The organism is Kitasatospora sp. NPDC058170 (assembly GCF_042883905.1).
Lineage (GTDB): Bacteria > Actinomycetota > Actinomycetes > Streptomycetales > Streptomycetaceae > Kitasatospora.
Window position 1 is genome coordinate 112,666 of the sequence record NZ_JBHVUV010000006.1, and the last position, 16,148, is coordinate 128,813.

General features: G+C 72.2%; 12 protein-coding genes. 5 read left to right on the forward strand and 7 right to left on the reverse strand.

Translation table 11 applies throughout. From position 1 onward, the window contains the following. The first annotated feature begins 32 nt into the window (after positions 1-32). A complete protein-coding gene (locus tag ACFVVX_RS09145; protein WP_387943102.1) occupies positions 33-1,214 on the forward strand; it encodes an ROK family protein in 1,182 nt (393 codons plus the stop codon). A 121-nt stretch (positions 1,215-1,335) separates the two neighbouring features. On the opposite strand, the gene ACFVVX_RS09150 is transcribed toward ACFVVX_RS09145, so the two are convergent. Beyond that, complete coding sequence (locus ACFVVX_RS09150) at positions 1,336-2,109, reverse strand: GntR family transcriptional regulator (protein WP_387943391.1); 774 nt, start codon at positions 2,107-2,109, stop codon at positions 1,336-1,338. A gap of 300 nt (positions 2,110-2,409) precedes the next feature. Here ACFVVX_RS09150 and ACFVVX_RS09155 point away from each other — a divergent pair, with 300 nt between their 5' ends. After that, positions 2,410-3,210: an exodeoxyribonuclease III gene (locus ACFVVX_RS09155; RefSeq protein WP_387943393.1), complete on the forward strand. Its 801-nt coding sequence runs from the start codon at positions 2,410-2,412 to the stop codon at positions 3,208-3,210. Between the two features lie 189 nt (positions 3,211-3,399). On the opposite strand, the gene ACFVVX_RS09160 is transcribed toward ACFVVX_RS09155, so the two are convergent. Both ACFVVX_RS09160 and ACFVVX_RS09165 read right to left on the reverse strand, forming a co-directional pair. Further along, on the reverse strand, positions 3,400-5,949 hold the full coding sequence (locus ACFVVX_RS09160; protein ID WP_387943104.1) for a collagenase: 2,550 nt from the start codon (positions 5,947-5,949) through the stop codon (positions 3,400-3,402). Between the two features lie 346 nt (positions 5,950-6,295). Next, a complete protein-coding gene (locus ACFVVX_RS09165) occupies positions 6,296-6,904 on the reverse strand; it encodes a TetR/AcrR family transcriptional regulator (protein ID WP_387943106.1) in 609 nt (202 codons plus the stop codon). A 75-nt stretch (positions 6,905-6,979) separates the two neighbouring features. Between ACFVVX_RS09165 and ACFVVX_RS09170 the strand changes: the two genes are divergently transcribed. Then, positions 6,980-7,561, forward strand: coding sequence for an alpha/beta fold hydrolase (locus ACFVVX_RS09170; protein ID WP_387943108.1), 582 nt, complete (start codon positions 6,980-6,982; stop codon positions 7,559-7,561). A gap of 244 nt (positions 7,562-7,805) precedes the next feature. On the opposite strand, the gene ACFVVX_RS09175 is transcribed toward ACFVVX_RS09170, so the two are convergent. Together ACFVVX_RS09175 and secD are read right to left on the reverse strand one after the other, a co-directional pair. Beyond that, positions 7,806-8,246, reverse strand: a complete 441-nt coding sequence (locus ACFVVX_RS09175) for an NUDIX domain-containing protein (RefSeq protein WP_387943110.1) — start codon at positions 8,244-8,246, stop codon at positions 7,806-7,808. A gap of 214 nt (positions 8,247-8,460) precedes the next feature. After that, positions 8,461-10,797 carry a protein translocase subunit SecD gene (gene secD / locus ACFVVX_RS09180; protein WP_387943112.1) on the reverse strand — a complete coding sequence of 779 codons (2,337 nt, stop codon included), beginning with the start codon at positions 10,795-10,797 and terminating at the stop codon, positions 8,461-8,463. Positions 10,798-11,828: 1,031 nt separating this feature from the next. Here secD and ACFVVX_RS09185 point away from each other — a divergent pair. Next, the gene (locus ACFVVX_RS09185; RefSeq protein ID WP_387943114.1) at positions 11,829-13,154 is read left to right on the forward strand and encodes a DUF6271 family protein; all 1,326 of its coding nucleotides are present in this window, start codon (positions 11,829-11,831) and stop codon (positions 13,152-13,154) included. Beyond that, positions 13,151-13,648 carry a GNAT family N-acetyltransferase gene (locus tag ACFVVX_RS09190; RefSeq protein ID WP_387943116.1) on the forward strand — a complete coding sequence of 166 codons (498 nt, stop codon included), beginning with the start codon at positions 13,151-13,153 and terminating at the stop codon, positions 13,646-13,648. Before ACFVVX_RS09185 ends, ACFVVX_RS09190 begins: the two co-directional genes overlap by 4 nt. Before the next feature lie 130 nt (positions 13,649-13,778). Here ACFVVX_RS09190 and ACFVVX_RS09195 read toward each other — a convergent pair whose 3' ends face one another. Together ACFVVX_RS09195 and ACFVVX_RS09200 are read right to left on the reverse strand one after the other, a co-directional pair. After that, positions 13,779-14,840, reverse strand: coding sequence for an alpha/beta fold hydrolase (locus ACFVVX_RS09195; protein ID WP_387943118.1), 1,062 nt, complete (start codon positions 14,838-14,840; stop codon positions 13,779-13,781). A gap of 10 nt (positions 14,841-14,850) precedes the next feature. After that, entirely contained in the window at positions 14,851-16,113 is a 1,263-nt protein-coding gene (locus tag ACFVVX_RS09200; protein WP_387943120.1) for an esterase/lipase family protein, read from the reverse strand. Between the last annotated feature and the right edge of the window lie 35 nt (positions 16,114-16,148).

Consider the following 16,148-nt stretch of genomic DNA (forward strand, 5'->3'; position numbering starts at 1 on the left):
GGGCAGTCGCGCGAACGGCGAAGGGCAGCGTCTTGGCGGATCGGCTCACCGGAGGAGACTCCTCGCTGCTTCGGCGGATCAACGCCGCGGTCACGCTGCGGGCACTGCGGGCCGGGCACTCGGTGACCCTCACTCAACTGGTCGGGGACACCGGACTGTCCCGGCCCACGGTGGAGGGCGTCATCGAGGGCCTGGTCGAGACCGGTCTGGTCGCCGAGGTCGAGCAGCCGCAGAACGGCGGCCAGCCCGGCGGGGGCCGCCAGCGCGGCCGCCCGGCACGGTGGTTCCGGTTCCGCGCCGAGGCGGGGCACATCCTCGCGGTCGAGATCGGGGTGCACGACGTCCGCGTCATCCTCGCCGACCTCGCCGGCGAACTGGTCGGCAGTCACTTCAGACCCGTCGACGAGGGCCTGGACGCGGAGGAACGGCTGACGGCCGTCCGTACCGTGGTCGCCGAGGTGCTGCGCAAGGCCGGGATCTCCCGGGACAACCTGTGGGCGGTCGGCGTCGGCACCCCCGGCATCGTGGACCGGGACGGCACGGTGCAGCTCGGCACCGCGATGCCCGGCTGGACCGGACTGGACCTGGGCGCGCGGCTGCGCCGCTCGTTCCGCTGCCCGGTGCTGATCGAGAACGACGCCAACCTGGCCGCGATCGCCGAGCACTGGCAGGGCGCGGCGGTCGGCGCGGACGACGTCGTGTTCGTGATGGCCGGGCTCAGCCCCGGCGCCGGCTCGCTGATCAACGGGAGGCTCCACCGCGGTTTCGGCGGCGCCGCCGGCGAGATCGGCGCGCTGCACCTGCTCGGCCAGGAGGTGACGCCCGAGCGCCTGCTGTCCACCACCGGCAAGCCGCTGGACCCGCTGGACGAGGCCGCGGTGGCGCGGGTCCTGCGACTGGCCCGCGAGGGCGACGAGGTGGCCCGGGTCGCGATGGACCGCTTCCTCGCCCGGCTGGTGCACGACGTGGCGGCCCTGGTGCTGGCGATCGACCCCCAGCTGGTGGTGGTCGGCGGCTGGGCGGCCGGCCTGGACGGCGTCCTGGAGCCGCTGCGCGAGCGCCTCTCCCGCTTCACCCTGCGGGCTCCCGAGGTGGCGCTGGCCGCCCTCGGCTCCGAGGTGGTCGCGATGGGCGCCCTCCGGGTCGCCCTGGACCACGTGGAGGAGCAGCTCTTCGCCGTCGACCCGCCGACCGGCGCCGTCGCCCGGGCCTGAGGCCCGGGCGGCCGGCCCGCCCGCCCGCTCCCTGCGCAACCATCTGGACCGCTGCACAACGGCCAAGGCCCGGGCGCTCGTTGAGCGTCCGGGCCTTGGCCTGAGGGTGTGCGGAAATGGTTCAGGAGGCGGTGCGGACCTCGGCGGCCGCACCGACGGGGGTGACCTCGACGAGGCCGGTCTCACCGAAGGTGAGCTTGCAGGTGTCCGCGCGGTAGGTGGAGACCGCGAGGGCGACCAGGCGGCCGGCGGCGGCGTACTGGGTGGTCATCACCAGGACGGGCGTGCCGGGCGGGCGCTCCAGCAGGGAGGCCTCCTCGGCCTCGGCGACACCGAGCTCGACCGCACGGGACTCGCCGTCGACCTCCAGGCGCTCCAGCTGGCGCAGCACCGAGCGGGCCCGGTCGCTCTCGGCGCGGAAGCCCGGCAGGTGCGGCAGGGCGGAGGCCGGCACGTGCAGCGACTCGGTGGCCATGTTCTGACCCTGCACCATGCGGACCCGGCGGACGGTGTGCACGGTGGCCCCCTCCGCGATGCCGAGGCCCTTGGCCAGGCGGGCGGTGGCGGGGGCGGTGGTGCAGTCGACCGTGCGCCAGGCCTGGCTGCGGGCGGTGCCCGGCCAGCCCTCCTCGTGCCGGTTGACCGGGACGCCGACCCGGGGGGCGGCGACCAGGGTGCCGATGCCCCGGCGGCGGACCAGTCGGCCCTCCAGCTCCAGCTGGTCGAGCGCCTGGCGCAGCGTGGCCCGGGCCACACCGAAGCGGGCGGAGAGGTCGCGCTCGTTGGGGAGGACCTGACCGGTGGAGAACTCCGTGTCGATGGCGCGGAGCAGCACCGTACGCAGGTGCCAGTACTTCGGTTCCGGTACCGCCGCGAGCTGTCCTGTCGTCCCCACCATGGCCTCCACCCGTTTGTCCGCCCTGCCGAAAGAGGGGCGGATCCGGCCCGCTGTCCGCTGTTGCGGCAGGTGGGAGAGCGGGCTTTATCCGTCCTTCTTTATTAAAGGTCCTTGCAGTAAGTGACACTAGGGGCTGCATCCGGAGATGGTCAAGACCAATGACAGGGGTTGGTGAGGATGTCGCGGGGATTCATGCCGCGTTCACGTCACCTCGAACCGCCCCGGTGCAGGGCGAACGTCCGCCGTGCCGTTTCCACCCGGGCGGCCCCCGCTGGGTAGGCTTCCCGGGTGATCGTGGTGACGAGTGTGAACGTGAACGGAATCCGGGCGGCGGCCAAGAAGGGCTTCATCGAGTGGCTGGCCGCCACCGAGGCGGACGTGGTCTGCCTGCAGGAGGTGCGCTCCGAGCCCGGGCAGCTGCCCGTCGAACTGCGCGACCTGGACGGCTGGCACGCGGTGTGGGCCCCGGCCGCCGCCAAGGGCCGCGCCGGGGTCGCGGTGCTTTCCCGGCAGGAGCCGGAGCGCACGACGATCGGTTTCGAGTCCGCCGAATTCGACAATTCGGGCAGGTATGTCGAAATCGACCTTCCGGGACTGACCGTGGCCAGCCTCTATCTCCCCTCCGGAGAGGTCGGCACCGAACGCCAGGAGGAAAAGGAACGCTTCATGGCCGAGTTCCTGGTCCACCTCGGCAAGCTGCGCACCCGCGCCGCCGCGGCGGGCCGGGAGGTCGTGGTCTGCGGTGACTGGAACATCGCCCACCGCCCCGAGGACCTCAAGAACTGGAAGGCCAACCAGAAGGCCGCCGGCTTCCTCCCCGAGGAGCGGGCCTGGCTCTCCCGCGTCTACGACGAGGCCGGCTACGTCGACGTCCTCCGCGCCCTCCACCCCGACCGCACCGGCCCCTACACCTGGTGGTCCTACCGCGGCCGCGCCTTCGACAACGACTCCGGCTGGCGCATCGACCTCCAGGTCGCCACCCCGGCCCTGGCCGCCCGGGCCGTCGAGGCTCACGTCGAACGTGCCGCCTCCCACGCCGAACGCTGGAGTGACCACGCACCGGTGACCGCGGTCTTTGACCTCGACCAACTCCTCTAGCACTTACCGAAGTTCCGGCAACTGGCTTCGGATGCCGCGGTCGGCGCTCGCAGCAACTCCCCTCGCCGCGGGCGAGTGCCGCGGCCGTGTCATCGCCATCCGGACGGTCCGGCGCGAAGTGCCCCGCTGGCGCACGCGAACGCCCGGCCGGGAGAGCCCGGCCGGGCGCCAGTCGTGGTGCTCCGTGGATCAGAACTGGGTGGTGACGGTGACGCCGCTGAAGTCGGTGGCGGCGTACAGGCCGAGGTAGCGGTAGCCCGCCGTGGGGTTGGTGACGGTGATGGAGTGGGTGGTGCCGGTGGCCGTGGAGGCGGCGGTGTAGGCCTTCGGTGACGCCCAGGTGTCCGCGTTGTAGTACAGGTACGCCTGACCGGTGCCGCCGAAGGTGTCGACCTTCAGTGTGGTGGTCCCGGCCGGCAGGTAGACGTACAGGTAGTCGGTGTTGCCGGCGGTCGCCGAGCGGCCGGTCCGGGCGCAGTTGCGGTCCAGCGCGTCGGCGCGCTGCTCGGGGCAGGCCGGCAGGCCGAGGGCGGTCGTGGTGACCGCGCCCTGTGTGGTGCCGATCCGGCCGGTGTCATCGGTGGTGGTCAGCGCGACGGTGTACAGGCCGGGCGCGCCGTAGGTGTGGCTCGGGCTGCGCTCGTCCGAGAAGGTGCCGTCGCCGAAGTCCCAGTGCCAGCCGGTGATCCGGCCCGGGCCGGTCTGCACGGAGCGCTCGTTCAGGCTGACGGTCGCGCCGTTCACCGTGGTGTCGAACAGCGAGGTCGGACCGGTCGCGTAGCAGCCGCCGGCGACGCAGGCGTCGAGCCAGGCGTCGAAGTCGGCGTCGTACGAGGTGCCGAGGTTGTTGTAGACCGCGTAGCCACCGGGGTAGTCACCGACGCGGAAGCGCTCCAGCATGGACTGGACGTCGGCCGGGTGCCTCTCCAGCATGTACCGGACGGACAGGTAGCCCCACGGGTAGATGCGGGTCGAGTCCGAGTTGGTGTAGGTGTTCTGGAAGAGCGTGCTGAGCTTGTAGGTGTGCTTGGCCGCCTGGTTCATCGCGTCGACGTCGGTGGCGCCGCGGTGGCTGTACGAGACGTACTCGGCGAGGCCCTCGACCCACCACTTGTTCGGGACGGACGACTGGGTGTCGAAGTTGCCCTTCAGGTTGTAGATGCCGTCGAGGTAGTGGGTGTACTCGTGGTTGAGGTTCCACACCCGGGCGGGGTCGTTGACGTTCCAGGCCTTCCGGTACATCACGGTCACGGCCCGCTTGTTCGGGTCGGTCGCGTCCATGACGGTCTGGCCGCCGTTGTCGGTGCTGTTGCCGTAGATCGCCCACGAGTAGGTGGTGTAGTCGGCCTTGTTGGCGAAGATCCCGAAGGTGACGGTCTTGGCGTACTGGTTCGGGATGGCCCCGCTGTCCTTGGACACGCTGTGGAAGAGCGCGTCCTGCTTGCGCAGGCTCTCGCAGACGGTGGCCAGTTCGGCGGCCGACAGGGACTGGGCCTGGAGGATGCGGTTGTCGCAGACCAGTTGGTTCGGCAGGATCACCGAGATGAGCTTGTTGCGCAGGTCGCAGATGCCGTAGTACGAGCACTGACCGTAGTTGAAGTGCTCGGCCTGGCGGGCCGTGTACAGGTACAGCGTCCCGAAGGGCGAGAGCAGCGGCGCGGAGTCCAGCACCTTCTTGACCAGCGGCTTGGCCACGGCCTCGGCGGCGGGGCTGGTCCCGGCGAACTTGGCCAGGTCGTTGCCCGCGTTGGTGTCGAGGACGGAGTGGGGCCCGCTGAGCAGGTCCCGGTGGTTGATCGCGAAGTCGGCGAGCGAGTTGATGAGGCTCGGGTCGGCCGCGAGCGCCTGGACGAAGTCCTTGTTCCGGTAGCCCTCCCAGAGCGGGTAGAACAGCACGGAGTTGACCGCGCTGCGCATCTGCGGGAACTGGTTGTACGTGTTGTCGTACTCGTCCAGGATCCGCTTGTAGACGCCCAGGTAGTGGGCCTGGACGTTGGCGCTGTCGGTGAGCCACACCACCTCCTTGAGGATGCGGCCGTTGTTCTCGCTGACGTCGCGCCAGCGGGTGCCCGCGAAGAGGGTGTCCAGGGCGGTCGTGACGGCGTCGGTGAGCGCGGGGGTGTACGCGCCCGCCGCAACGGGGTAGTAGAACTGGATGTAGTAGCCCACCTGTAGGTACTTCACCAGCTGCGCGATGCCGGTCGTGTTGTCGCCGGGGTAGTTCGCCGCCACGTCCTTGAGGGCGGCCGCGACGGACAGCATCCGGGCCTGGTTGAAGATGCTCGGGTCGGCGCCGGCGCTCCGGTACAGCGAGTCGATGCACTCCGGGGTCGAGCTCTTGATGAAGGCGACCAGGTCGGCCCCGGTGAGGGCCGCGAAGTCGGCCGGGGTGCAGCTCTGTACGGCGAGGGACTTGAACTGGGCGGGGGCGGCCGCGTCGGCCGGCTCCTCCAGCAGGCGCGTCGCGCCGATCAGCGCGGGGGACAGCGGGGCGGCGGGCTCGCCGGGTTCCTCGGAGCCCGTCGTCGTGGTCGGAGCCGTCGGGGCGGCGGGGCCGACCGGACCGGCCGAAGCGGTCGAAGCGGTCGTCGTGGTCGAAGCGGTCGTCGTGGTCGGAGCCGACCCGGCGGTCACGACGGGCGGCGCCGCGAAGGCCTGGGCCGGGAGCACGGCGGTGGCCGTGGCGCAACAGGCGACGACGCCTGCCGCGAGCACGGAGAGTCTGGTGCGCAGGAGCACGCCGAATCCTTCGTCGAGTGGGGGCAGCCCGACGTGGGGTCGGGCTGAAGGAAGGAGATTTGGCGTGCATCCTGCCATCGACCGGTGAAACAGAACAATGTCACAGGTTATATTGCATGAGATTTTCGGCCATCTCGCGGCTCGCCCCCTCCGAGCGGCTGACCTGCGACGTTCCAGGCCTGAGCGGCTCGGCGCATGGAGCCGAAGGGACATCTGGCCATGATCCGGACGACCGGACAAGGCCGACGGGCCGCACGGACTGGCCGATCTGCGCCTCCAACGCGGAACGCCCGGCCGGGGAGACCCCCGGCCGGGCGTACACGGCCCGGTTCGCCGCCGGACGGGCCTACCGGCGGTGCCGTGCGTGCAGGCCGTGGAGGAGTTGGTCGATGTGGGTCGCGGCCTGCGCGGGGTCGAGCGGTCGGTGGCCGACCAGGAGGCGGTACCAGAAGAGGCCGAAGAGCTGGTCGGTGACGGCGTCCAGGTCGGCGGTGGGCGGTAGGTCGCCGCGTTGCGCTCCACGCGCCAGGATCGCCGACACGACCGCCCGTCGGCTCTCCACCCAGTCCCGGAAGGGTTCGGCGAAGGCGGGGTCGAGTTGGGCCTCGGCCATCAGACCGCGCAGGGTCTGCACCCGGAGGGGGTGTGCGGTGACGCCGTACAGGGCGGCGGCGAAGGCGGTCAGGTCGCCGGCGAGGGACCCGGTGTCGGGTTCGGGCATCCGTTGTTCGACAGCGGCGCGGTAGGCGTCCAGGACGAGGGTCGCTCTCGACTTCCACCAGCGGTAGATGGTGCTCTTGGCGACATCGGCGCGGGCGGCGATCCGTTCGACGGTGACGGCCTGGTAGCCGAGTTCCTCGACGAGTTCGATCGCGGCGGCCAGGACGGCGTCGTGGGCTTCCTCGCTGCGGAGCCGGCCGCCGGTGCGGCGGTTCGGGGATGGTCCGGTGGGCACGCGGAACACGCTAGCAGTGTGCTACGTTCAATCGAAACGCGACGTATCGTTTTTATTTGGGGGAGTGAATCGATCATGAGCGAGATCGTGGTGTCGCACGGCTACGGCGCGAGCGACGACAGCGTCTGGTTCCCGTACCTGACCAAGCGGCTCGCGACTGCCGGGCACCGGGTCACCGTGCCCCGCCTGCCGCAGACCGAAGCCCCGCAACTCGGGCCCTGGCGCGAGACCTTCGGCGCCGCCGCGCTGGCCGCCGGCCCCGCCGGGTCCACGGTGCTGGTCGGGCACAGCATCGGCGGCGTCAACGTGCTCCGGTTCCTGGAGCAGCACGACCCCGAGGTGAACGGGGTGTTCGCGGGCGTCCTCCTGGTGGCGACCTCGGCCCACGAGGTCGGCTACGACGAACTCGCCCCGTTCTTCGAGGGGGGCTTCGACTGGGAGCGGATCCGTCGCTCCGCCCGCCACTTCCGGGTCCTGCAGGCGATGGACGACCCGGTCAACCAGCCCGACCCGTCCGAGCACGTCCGGCTGCTGGTCGAGGGCCTCGGCGCGACCGCCGTGGTGACGCCGACCGGTGCCCACTTCGGAGCCACCCCGGACGACCACGTCGAGGTGCCGGAGGCCGTCCGGCTGGTCACCGAACTGCTCGCCACCTGACCGGACCGACACGGACGAGGAACCGCATCACCCACGGCCCGTGGGGTGCGCCCACCCGGGACGCACCCCACGGGCCGCGCCCATGTGCCGGGCCCTTCCCAGATGTACGTGCCGTGCTCGGACGGGTTGATCCGGACCTGACCGGAGACCGCAGACTCCGCCGCGACACAGAAGGCGTCGCGCCCATCGGCGCGGGCCTGGGCGGTGAGGCCGCTGCCGTTGTACGTGGTCGGTGGCCGGCTGGTCAGCGGGCGATCAGTTCCCGGACGGCGTCGCTGACGGCGGGCAGTTCGCTGCGGTCGGCCCAGGTGTGGTCGTCGTGTTCGGTGAGGGTGATCGGCGCGGTCTTCTCGACGGCGACCTCGAAGGTGAGCTGGCGGGTGAGGGTGCCGCTCTTGGAGGTGTAGTCGAACTGCCCGAGGTAGCCGTTGATCTGATTGACCGTCAGGCCGGTCTCCTCCTCGGTCTCCCGCAGCAGAGCCCTTTCGAAGTCCTCACCCGGCTCGACCTTCCCGGACGGCAGCTCCCACAGGCCCGGCATGAAGTCGTCGGCGGGCCGACGCAGGAGGAGGACGCGGTCCCCGTCCGTGATGACCGCGGCGACGACGAATCGGGTGACCCCGGCCTCCTGGGCGTCGAAGAGCAGGCCCGGGGCGAAGGCGGGATCGGCAAAGGGGGACGTCACTACAGCAACTCCTTGTGGTGGTCGCTCACCTTGACGGCCGCGCGGACACAGCCGGCGGCCAGGGGACGATCCTCCTCACGATGCCAGACCGGGAGCTTGATCGTGTGCGCGTGGGGCGGGCACCCGGCCGGGTGCCCGCCCCGTCCACCACCTGAGCACTCCCGCGGCCTACGACCACGGGCGCGAGCCGTGCTGGTGCGGCCGGCGCCCGGGTTCAGACGACGGCTCCGCTGCGGTCGCGGGTACGTGCGGTGCGTAGGACGCCGGAGGGGGTGGTGTCCTGCGGTCGGTCCGGGAACCGTTCCTGGAGGAGCAGGGTCACCGGCATCGCGGTGAAGACGGTCGACGCCGTGCCCGCCACCACTCCGGCAAGCAGCGCCACGGAGAAGTCGGTGAGCGAGTCCCCGCCGAGGCAGGCCAGAGCGGTGAGGACGAACAGCGCGCCCATTCCGGTGTTCACCGTGCGCGGCAGGGTCTGCGCCACGGCGCGGTCCGCGAGTTCCGGCGGGCTCGCCGACCGGTGGGCGCGGCGCAGTTCGCGCAGCCGGTCCAGGACCACCACCGTGTCGTTGACCGAGTACCCGACCACGGTGAGCAGCGCGGCGAGGAAGACGCTGTCCACGGGCTTGCCGAGCCAGGCGAAGAGGCCGAGGACGAGGAGCACGTCGTGCATCATCGCCGTGACCGCCGCCGCCGCGTACGTCCAGCGGAAGCGGACGGTGAGGTAGAGCAGTTGGGCCAGGACCGCCAGGGCGAGCGCGATCACGGCGTAGCCGCGCAGTTCGCTGCCGAGGCTCGGGCCGATCAGGTCGTCGCGTTCCACGGACACCTCCCCGGTGACGGTGGTGAGGGCCTCCCGGATCCGCTGCTGCTGGTCGTCGCCGGTCTCCTTGGTGCGGACGGACACACCGGTCTCGCCCGTGGTCTGCACCACCGCCTGCGGGAACCCCGCACCGGTCACCGCCGCGCGGGCGGCGTCCGCGTCGACGTGGTGGGCGGCGGTGTACTGCGCCACCCGCCCGCCGGTGAACTCGACCCCGAAGTCCAGGCCGCGCACGCCGATCCCGGCCAGTGCGAGCAGCACGAGCCCGGCGCAGACTCCCAGCCAGCGCCGCCGGTGGCGCATCAGCCGCGGCGGCCGCCGGGTCAGGCGCTCCCGCAGCCGGCCGGTGGACGCCACACCCGTCAGGCCGGGCCTGCGGGCGACGAAGGGGCGCCGTACCGCCCATTCGGCGAGCAGCCGGGTGATGACCATGGCCGAGACCATGGAGGCGAGCACACCGATCGAGAGCGTCACTCCGAAGCCCTTGACCGGCCCGGTCGCGAAGGCGAAGAGCAGCCCGGCGGCGAGGAGCGTCGTCACGTTCGAGTCCGCCACGGCGCTCCACGCCTTCGCGAACCCGGTGTGCAGCGGGCGGCGCAGGTCGCGCTCCCCTCCGCGGGCCGGCGCGCCGAGCTTGGCGTACTCCTCCCTGGTCCTTTCGAAGACCAGCACGTTGGCGTCCACCGCGATGCCGATCGCCAACACGAAGCCGGCGAGTCCCGGCAGTGTGAGCGTCGCGCCGAGCGCGACGACGCCGGCGTAGGAGATGAGTCCGTAGAGGGCGAGCGCGACGGTGGCCAGCACGCCGAGCAGCCGGTAGACGGCGATGATGAAGATCGCGGTGCACAGCAGACCGGTGCCCGCGGCCAGGGCGCTGGCCCGGATGGCCTCGGCGCCGAGCGACGGGCCGACGGTGCTCTGCTCGATCGCCTTCACCGGCACGGGCAGGGCGCCGCCCTCCACCAGGGCTGCGAGGTCGCGGGCCTCGTCGGCCGAGAAGCCGCCGGTGATCTGGGTCGAGCCGCCGGCGATTCCGTGGCCGCAGGTCACGCTGTTCTGGATGCCGGGCGCGGAGATGATCCGGTCGTCGAGCACGATCGCGACCCGGCGGGCCGGGTCCGCGGGCGCGGCGCACGCCGCGTCACCGGTGAGCTTCGCCCAGGCGTCGGCGGCCGCGGCGCGGAAGGAGAGGTCGATGCTCCAGCCGCGGCCGGTCTGGCTGTCGAGCACGGCCTCCGCGCCCTTGACGCCGTCGCCCGTCAGGGCCGGCGGGCCCAGTCGCAGGTGCCGGCCGGATGCGTCGGGGTCGGGGAGGACCCGCGAGCCGTCCGCCGCCGCCGACCCGACCGGACCGTCAGCGGAGGCGGGGGCGAGGGCGGTGACGGCGTGGAAGGTGAGCTGGGCGGTGCGGCCGATGACCTCGGCGGCCTTGCGGGGGTCCTGGACTCCGGGAAGTTCGACGACAATGCGCCGCTCCCCGGAGCGGACCAGCGAGGGCTCGGCCACGCCGAGGCCGTCGACCCGGCGGCGCAGCACCTCCAGCGCCCGGTCGGTGGCGGCGGCGTCGGCGCGCGCACCGGGCGCGTCCTCGGTCTCCAGGACGATTCGGGTCCCGCCGCGCAGATCGAGTCCGAGGCGGGCGGGTGTGGTCAGGGCGACGAAGAGCGAGAAACCGACGACGGCGAGCGCGAGGAGCGCACGCCAGAACGTGGCACGACGAGGGGACATGGGTTCTCCACGGGCGGTCCGCGGGATCCGGGCGCCCGCCCGTGGGCGAGCGCCGCTCCCGGGGACGGGCGGACGCAAGGGGGCGACGCGCCGCCGGGAGCGTCCGGCACCGTACGGCCGGAAGGCTCCCGTTCCGGGCCGCGGGCATGCCGCGGCTCCCGGACGGCGGGCGCGTGGGGCGTCAACTGCTCCGGGGGGAGGGGGGTCCGCGGGTGTGCCGCGGGTCGTACTCGTCGCGGGGTGGTGCCCGCTCCTGCCGCGGGCCGGCGGCGAACGTACCCGAGAGGGCCCGCGGACCGGCCGTGGGTGCGGGCGCGAGGACGGCCGGCGGGAGGACGGGCAGGCGGGCGGCAGGCTCCGTGGCCGTCGTGCGCTGCAGGACCGTGTCGGATCCGCTGCGCTCCGGCGCGTTCCGCACCTCCCGCCGTACGGGGCCCGAAGGGACGGGGGCGACGGGCGAGAGGGAGGGAACGGACATCGCGGCGGGGGTGGACTGCGGGCCGGGCGCCGTACCCAGCACGGCCAGGCAGAGGGCCCAGGCAGCGAGGAGCACACACGACAGCGCCGCCGCAACGCTCGGGCGGACCCGACGGCCCGCCTCGACCCCGCTCACCGCTCGGTTCCCCACCTGGCACCTCCCTCCGGGGACAAACTGTAGGCGAACCCGCCGGGCAGCCGGCCCCCGGGCGCGGACCGCAGCCCCGGACCCCGCCCGGGCGAGCCCCGCCGAGCCCCGCCGAACGTCGCGCGAGGGCAGCGGCTTCTGCCCGATCGGGCAATGTCGCCGTGCGCCGCCCGCTCCCTGAAAGCATCCCGTTGACACCAAAGTTGGTCTAGTCCACCGTGGTGACGCAAGGTCATCCACATGAGTCCGGCGGAGCCCCTGCGACCCGGAACCGGCACCGCCCGGAACTCAGCGGCTGCCTCAACTCGACTACTTCACCGCGGCTTTGAGTGAGCCATGCGGCGTGGCCCTGCCTCGCTCCCCGGACGGGCACCTGGATCTGACGATCGACGGAGAATCCCACACCATGCAACGAGTCTGCCTCGCCCTGCCCACCATGCGTCCCTGCCCCGGCACCATCGTGGACCTCGCCGAGGAGGCGGCCTACGCCGTCGCGACCTTCGGGGTCGAGGTGCACCTCCTCGTCCTCGACACCACCGACGCCGCCGGGTTCGCGCAGAACGCGGCCGCCGTGGCCTCACTGGCCCCCGCTCCCGGCGTGTTCGTCCACCACCTCGGCAACGACGGGCAGCGGGAGTTCCTGCGCCGGGTGGCCGAGCGCTCCGGCGGTGCCGACCCCGAGCTGCTGCTCGACCTGATGCTCCCGCAGGCCGTCGCGTACGGCTCCTGCGTCAACCGGATCTTCCTGGGCGCGGCCGCCCTGGGCTGCACCTCGGCGCACCTGCGCAACGACGACTTCGACTTCCAGGTCGTCGACGGCCAGAAGATGTACCCGATCCACCAGGAGCTGCTCTCGATCGGCAAGCCGGCCGGCGAGGCGGTGGCCGGCGTGTCCCGCTCCGAGCTCGACCCGGCCGACGCGGACAAGCCGGTGATGCTGGTCAGCGGCTCCTTCATCGGCGAACTCAACGTGGACATCGGCGAGATCCAGGAGCTGGACCCCGCCGTCTACCGCGAGGTGGTGCGCCTGTGGGCCCCGCCGGTGTGGTCGGACGAGGAGAAGGACGCGATGGTGGACGTCTCCTTCAAGGGCGCCGGCGCCGAGGCGTTCAGCGCCGACGAGTCCGTCCTCGGCGTGCCCGACATCTGGGACGTCTACATGTGCAACATCGCCCTGGACCACCGGGGTTACGAGGTGCTGCCGCTGCTGCCCTCGCTCGAGACGATCGGCAGCGACTACGTCCTGCTGCACGCCCTGGTCCACTCGCGGCTGCCCGGCGTCGTCCACAAGCGCCACATCGTCAACTACTACACGCCCGAGCGCCGCATCGGCGCCGGCTTCATCAACTACCAGATGCGGTTCGTCAAGTTCCTGCTCTCGATGCTGTACCTCTACCCGGTCTACGGCGGGATGATCGACCTCAACCGCGAGCTGCTGGACGAGCGGCACGGGTTGAAGGTCGAGCCGATCCTCGACCTGGTACGGGGCAGCTTCGACTGGGACCGGGCCGGGAACGAGCACTGCCTGGACGTCCTGGACCGCTCCTACCGCAAGCTGGGCGGCAAGTACGCCGAGCTCGCGGACGTGGTGGCCGGCAGGCGCCGGCAGCTCCTGGACGAGGCCCAGGAGGACGCCGAGCGCTGGGCGGTCCTGGTGGAGGCCTGGGCGGGGATGGTGGCCGCCGCGCGCGCGGAGGGCCTGCACCTCGCCGTGGACGGGGCCGCCGGGTGAGCGATGACTTCCTGATCCGGCAGCTGACCGACGACGACTGGGACGCCGTGGTCGCGCTGGAACACGACGCCTACGCGGCCGACGGCCTGTCCGAGGGGCGGGAGGCACTGCAGTCCCGCGCCGCCGGCTCGCCGGAGACCTGCTTCGTGCTGGAGCAGCACGGGACGGTCCGCGGCTACCTGCTGAGCCTGCCGTACCCGCCGCTGCGCTGCCCGGACCTCGCCCGGGCGGAGGACGCCGTGTTCGAGTCGGACAACCTGCACGTGCACGACCTGGTGATCGCCGAGGACCTGCGCGGCCGAGAGGTCGCGCTCGGGTTCATGCGGTACTTCCGGTCACGGGCGGAGGAGTTGGGCTTCGAGCAGATCTCGATGGTCGCGGTGCGCGGGGCGGACATCCTGTTGCGGATCATCGGCTACCGCTCGCACCGGGAGGTGGCCGTCCCCGCGTCCTACGGGCGGCGCGCGGTCTACATGTCGATGCCGGTGCACTGACTTCGATGCCGGTGCACTGACTCTCGGCGGGCCACTCGACGAGCGCATCTCCCCGAGTGGCCCGCAGGACTCCGGAGCCCTGCGGGCCGGCCATGCCGGGGTCCGCCTTCGAACACCCACCCGCGCCCACTCACACGGCCGGGGCCCCCGGCGCTCCTTGGCGCAGCACTCCGAGCAGTTCCGCCAGGAACTCCTTCGGGCGCTCGATGTGCACGCTGTGCCCGGCGCCTTCGACCACCGCCTCGCGGACCGCGCCGCCGGCTGCGGCGTAGCGGGCCAGGACGGCACGGGTCTGGGCGAGCATGGGCTGGGCCGGGCAGAGGTCCTCGCCGGGCCAGCCGGGGACGGCGCCCAGCGCGCCCTGGTGGGCCAGGTCGAAGAGCGAGGTGTCGGAGACGATCACGTCGGCCGAGCCCCTCAGCCAGAGCACCGGGGGCCTGGCCGCGGCGAGTTCCAGGTCGTCGATCCGGAAGTGCGTCGGCGCCAGGCAGTTCAGCACGCCGCGGTCGCCCGGAGCGACGCCCGGCCAGGCGTCGGTGGTGCGGGAGTCACCGGGGTAGTGGTCGTCGCCGATCCGGGTGGAGAGCATCGAGGCGACGTAGCTGTCCGCCGGCTCCACGGGCGAGTTGACGTAGCAGGCGGCGAAGACGGCGTGCGGTGAGAGCGGTGACTCCCCGCCGGTGTCACCGGCCGCCAGCAGCCGGACGAACTCCGGGTTCGCGGTGCCGCCGCCGGAGCCCGCGCCGTCCGGGCTGTTCAGCCGGCCGTCGGCCCCGTGCGTACCGCCGAAGCCGTACGGCGAGACCGGGTTGACCAGCGTCACCGAGCGCAACCGCTCGGCGTGGTCGCGCAGTTGGTGCAGGACGACGCCGCCGCCCAGGCTCCAGCCGACCAGGTGCACCGGGCCCAGGCCGAGCGCCTCGATCAGCGCGCTCAGGTCGTCGCTGAAGTCGCGCAGTCCGCGGGTGGCGTCCACCGGCAGCGGGTCGGTGGCGCCGAAGCCGCGCAGGTCGAGCGCGATCGGCCGGTACCGCGCGGGCAGGTCGAGCATCGCCTGCTGCCAGAAGAGCGAGGACGACACGTTCCCGTGCACGAAGACCACCGGCTCGCCGGAGCGTCCTTCGATCTGGAGGCAGTTGACGGTGAGCCGGGAGGTCGCGATCCGACCGGCGGCGATGGTGGGCAGCAGCACGCTTGATCCTTCAGTTGAGCCAGCTGGCGATCTGGGCCTCGGTCGTGGTGTCCCAGCCGAGTTGGAGGTGGTTGGCGCCGGCGACCAGCGCCGTCCCGCCGAGCGTGCCGACTCCGGTGGCGTCCAGGGCGCTGGAGACGAACACCACGCCGTCGCTCGGTCCGCGGTTCTCGTTGAAGATACCGAGGATGCTCGGCGTGCCGCCGGCCAGCAGGAAGGTGCGGACCTGGGCGGGGATGCCGGCCTGCTGCAGCGGCCGGATCAGCGAGCCCGCGTCGATGGCGGTCTGGATGCCGGTGCCGTCGGTGTAGAAGCCCTGGCCGCCGTAGTAGGTGGTGTACCAGTCCTGTTGGCTCTGGTCGACCCCGAACGTGCCGTCCCAGCGGGCCAGCATCTGCCGCTGCCCGGGGAAGTCGTCGTAGCCGCCGGTCGGGGTGAACGCGAACTGGGGGTGGGCCGTGTAGCTGCCGTAGCAGGTCATGTGCAGGTGCGGGGAGGGCGCGTTGACCTTGCCTCCGCACTCCGGCCAGATGCTGAAGTCGTGGGCCCAGCCGTGCGCGTAGGGGTAGTCGTAGCCGCCGTTGGGGCCGCCCAGGGTGATCAGCCGCCGGACGTCGCCGGCGTACGGCCGCCCCCAGGAGGGCTTGACCGAGGAGACGTACGCCCGGGTGGACATCTCGCCCTTGCTCCAGCCCACCAGGTCCACCTGGGCGACTCCCAGCTTGGCGCGGATCAACGCGACCGCGTCGCCGACCTCCTGGGCCTGCATCAGGTTGTCGCCCTGCTTGTGCGCGAAGCCGATGGCGAAGACCCGGTACCCGCGGGTGGAGAGGTACTGCATCAGCCCGGTGCTCGGGCAGGAGGCCGCGCCGCAGCCGTAGCCGCCCGACTCGCCCGGGTTGGCCCAGGCCCGGTCCGGGTTGTCGTTGGCGCCGTGCACCAGCAGCACCGGCACCTGGTGCGCGCCGCTGTTCCAGCCGGGCGCGGAGTAGAGCAGGAAGCGCCCGGAGTTCGGCTGCTTCACCCCGCCGAAGAACGTGAGCCGCTGGCCGTCCTGGTCCCCGCGGCCGTCCGGCGGGTACTGCTCCTGGTGGAAGCCGGCGGTGGTGTCGAGGTAGCGCTCCACGTGGTCCCAGCCGTTGGCCACCGTGCCGTAGTTGGCCTCCATCGTGAGGTAGCCCGGCGCCGCGGCCGCGGCGGGCGGCGCTCCTGCGAGCCCGGTCACCAGTGCCAGCAGCACCGCGAGGATCCAGCCGCCCGACTTCCGCACCATCGTCAACTCCTCTGCCCGGCAGGCCCGAACGGTCC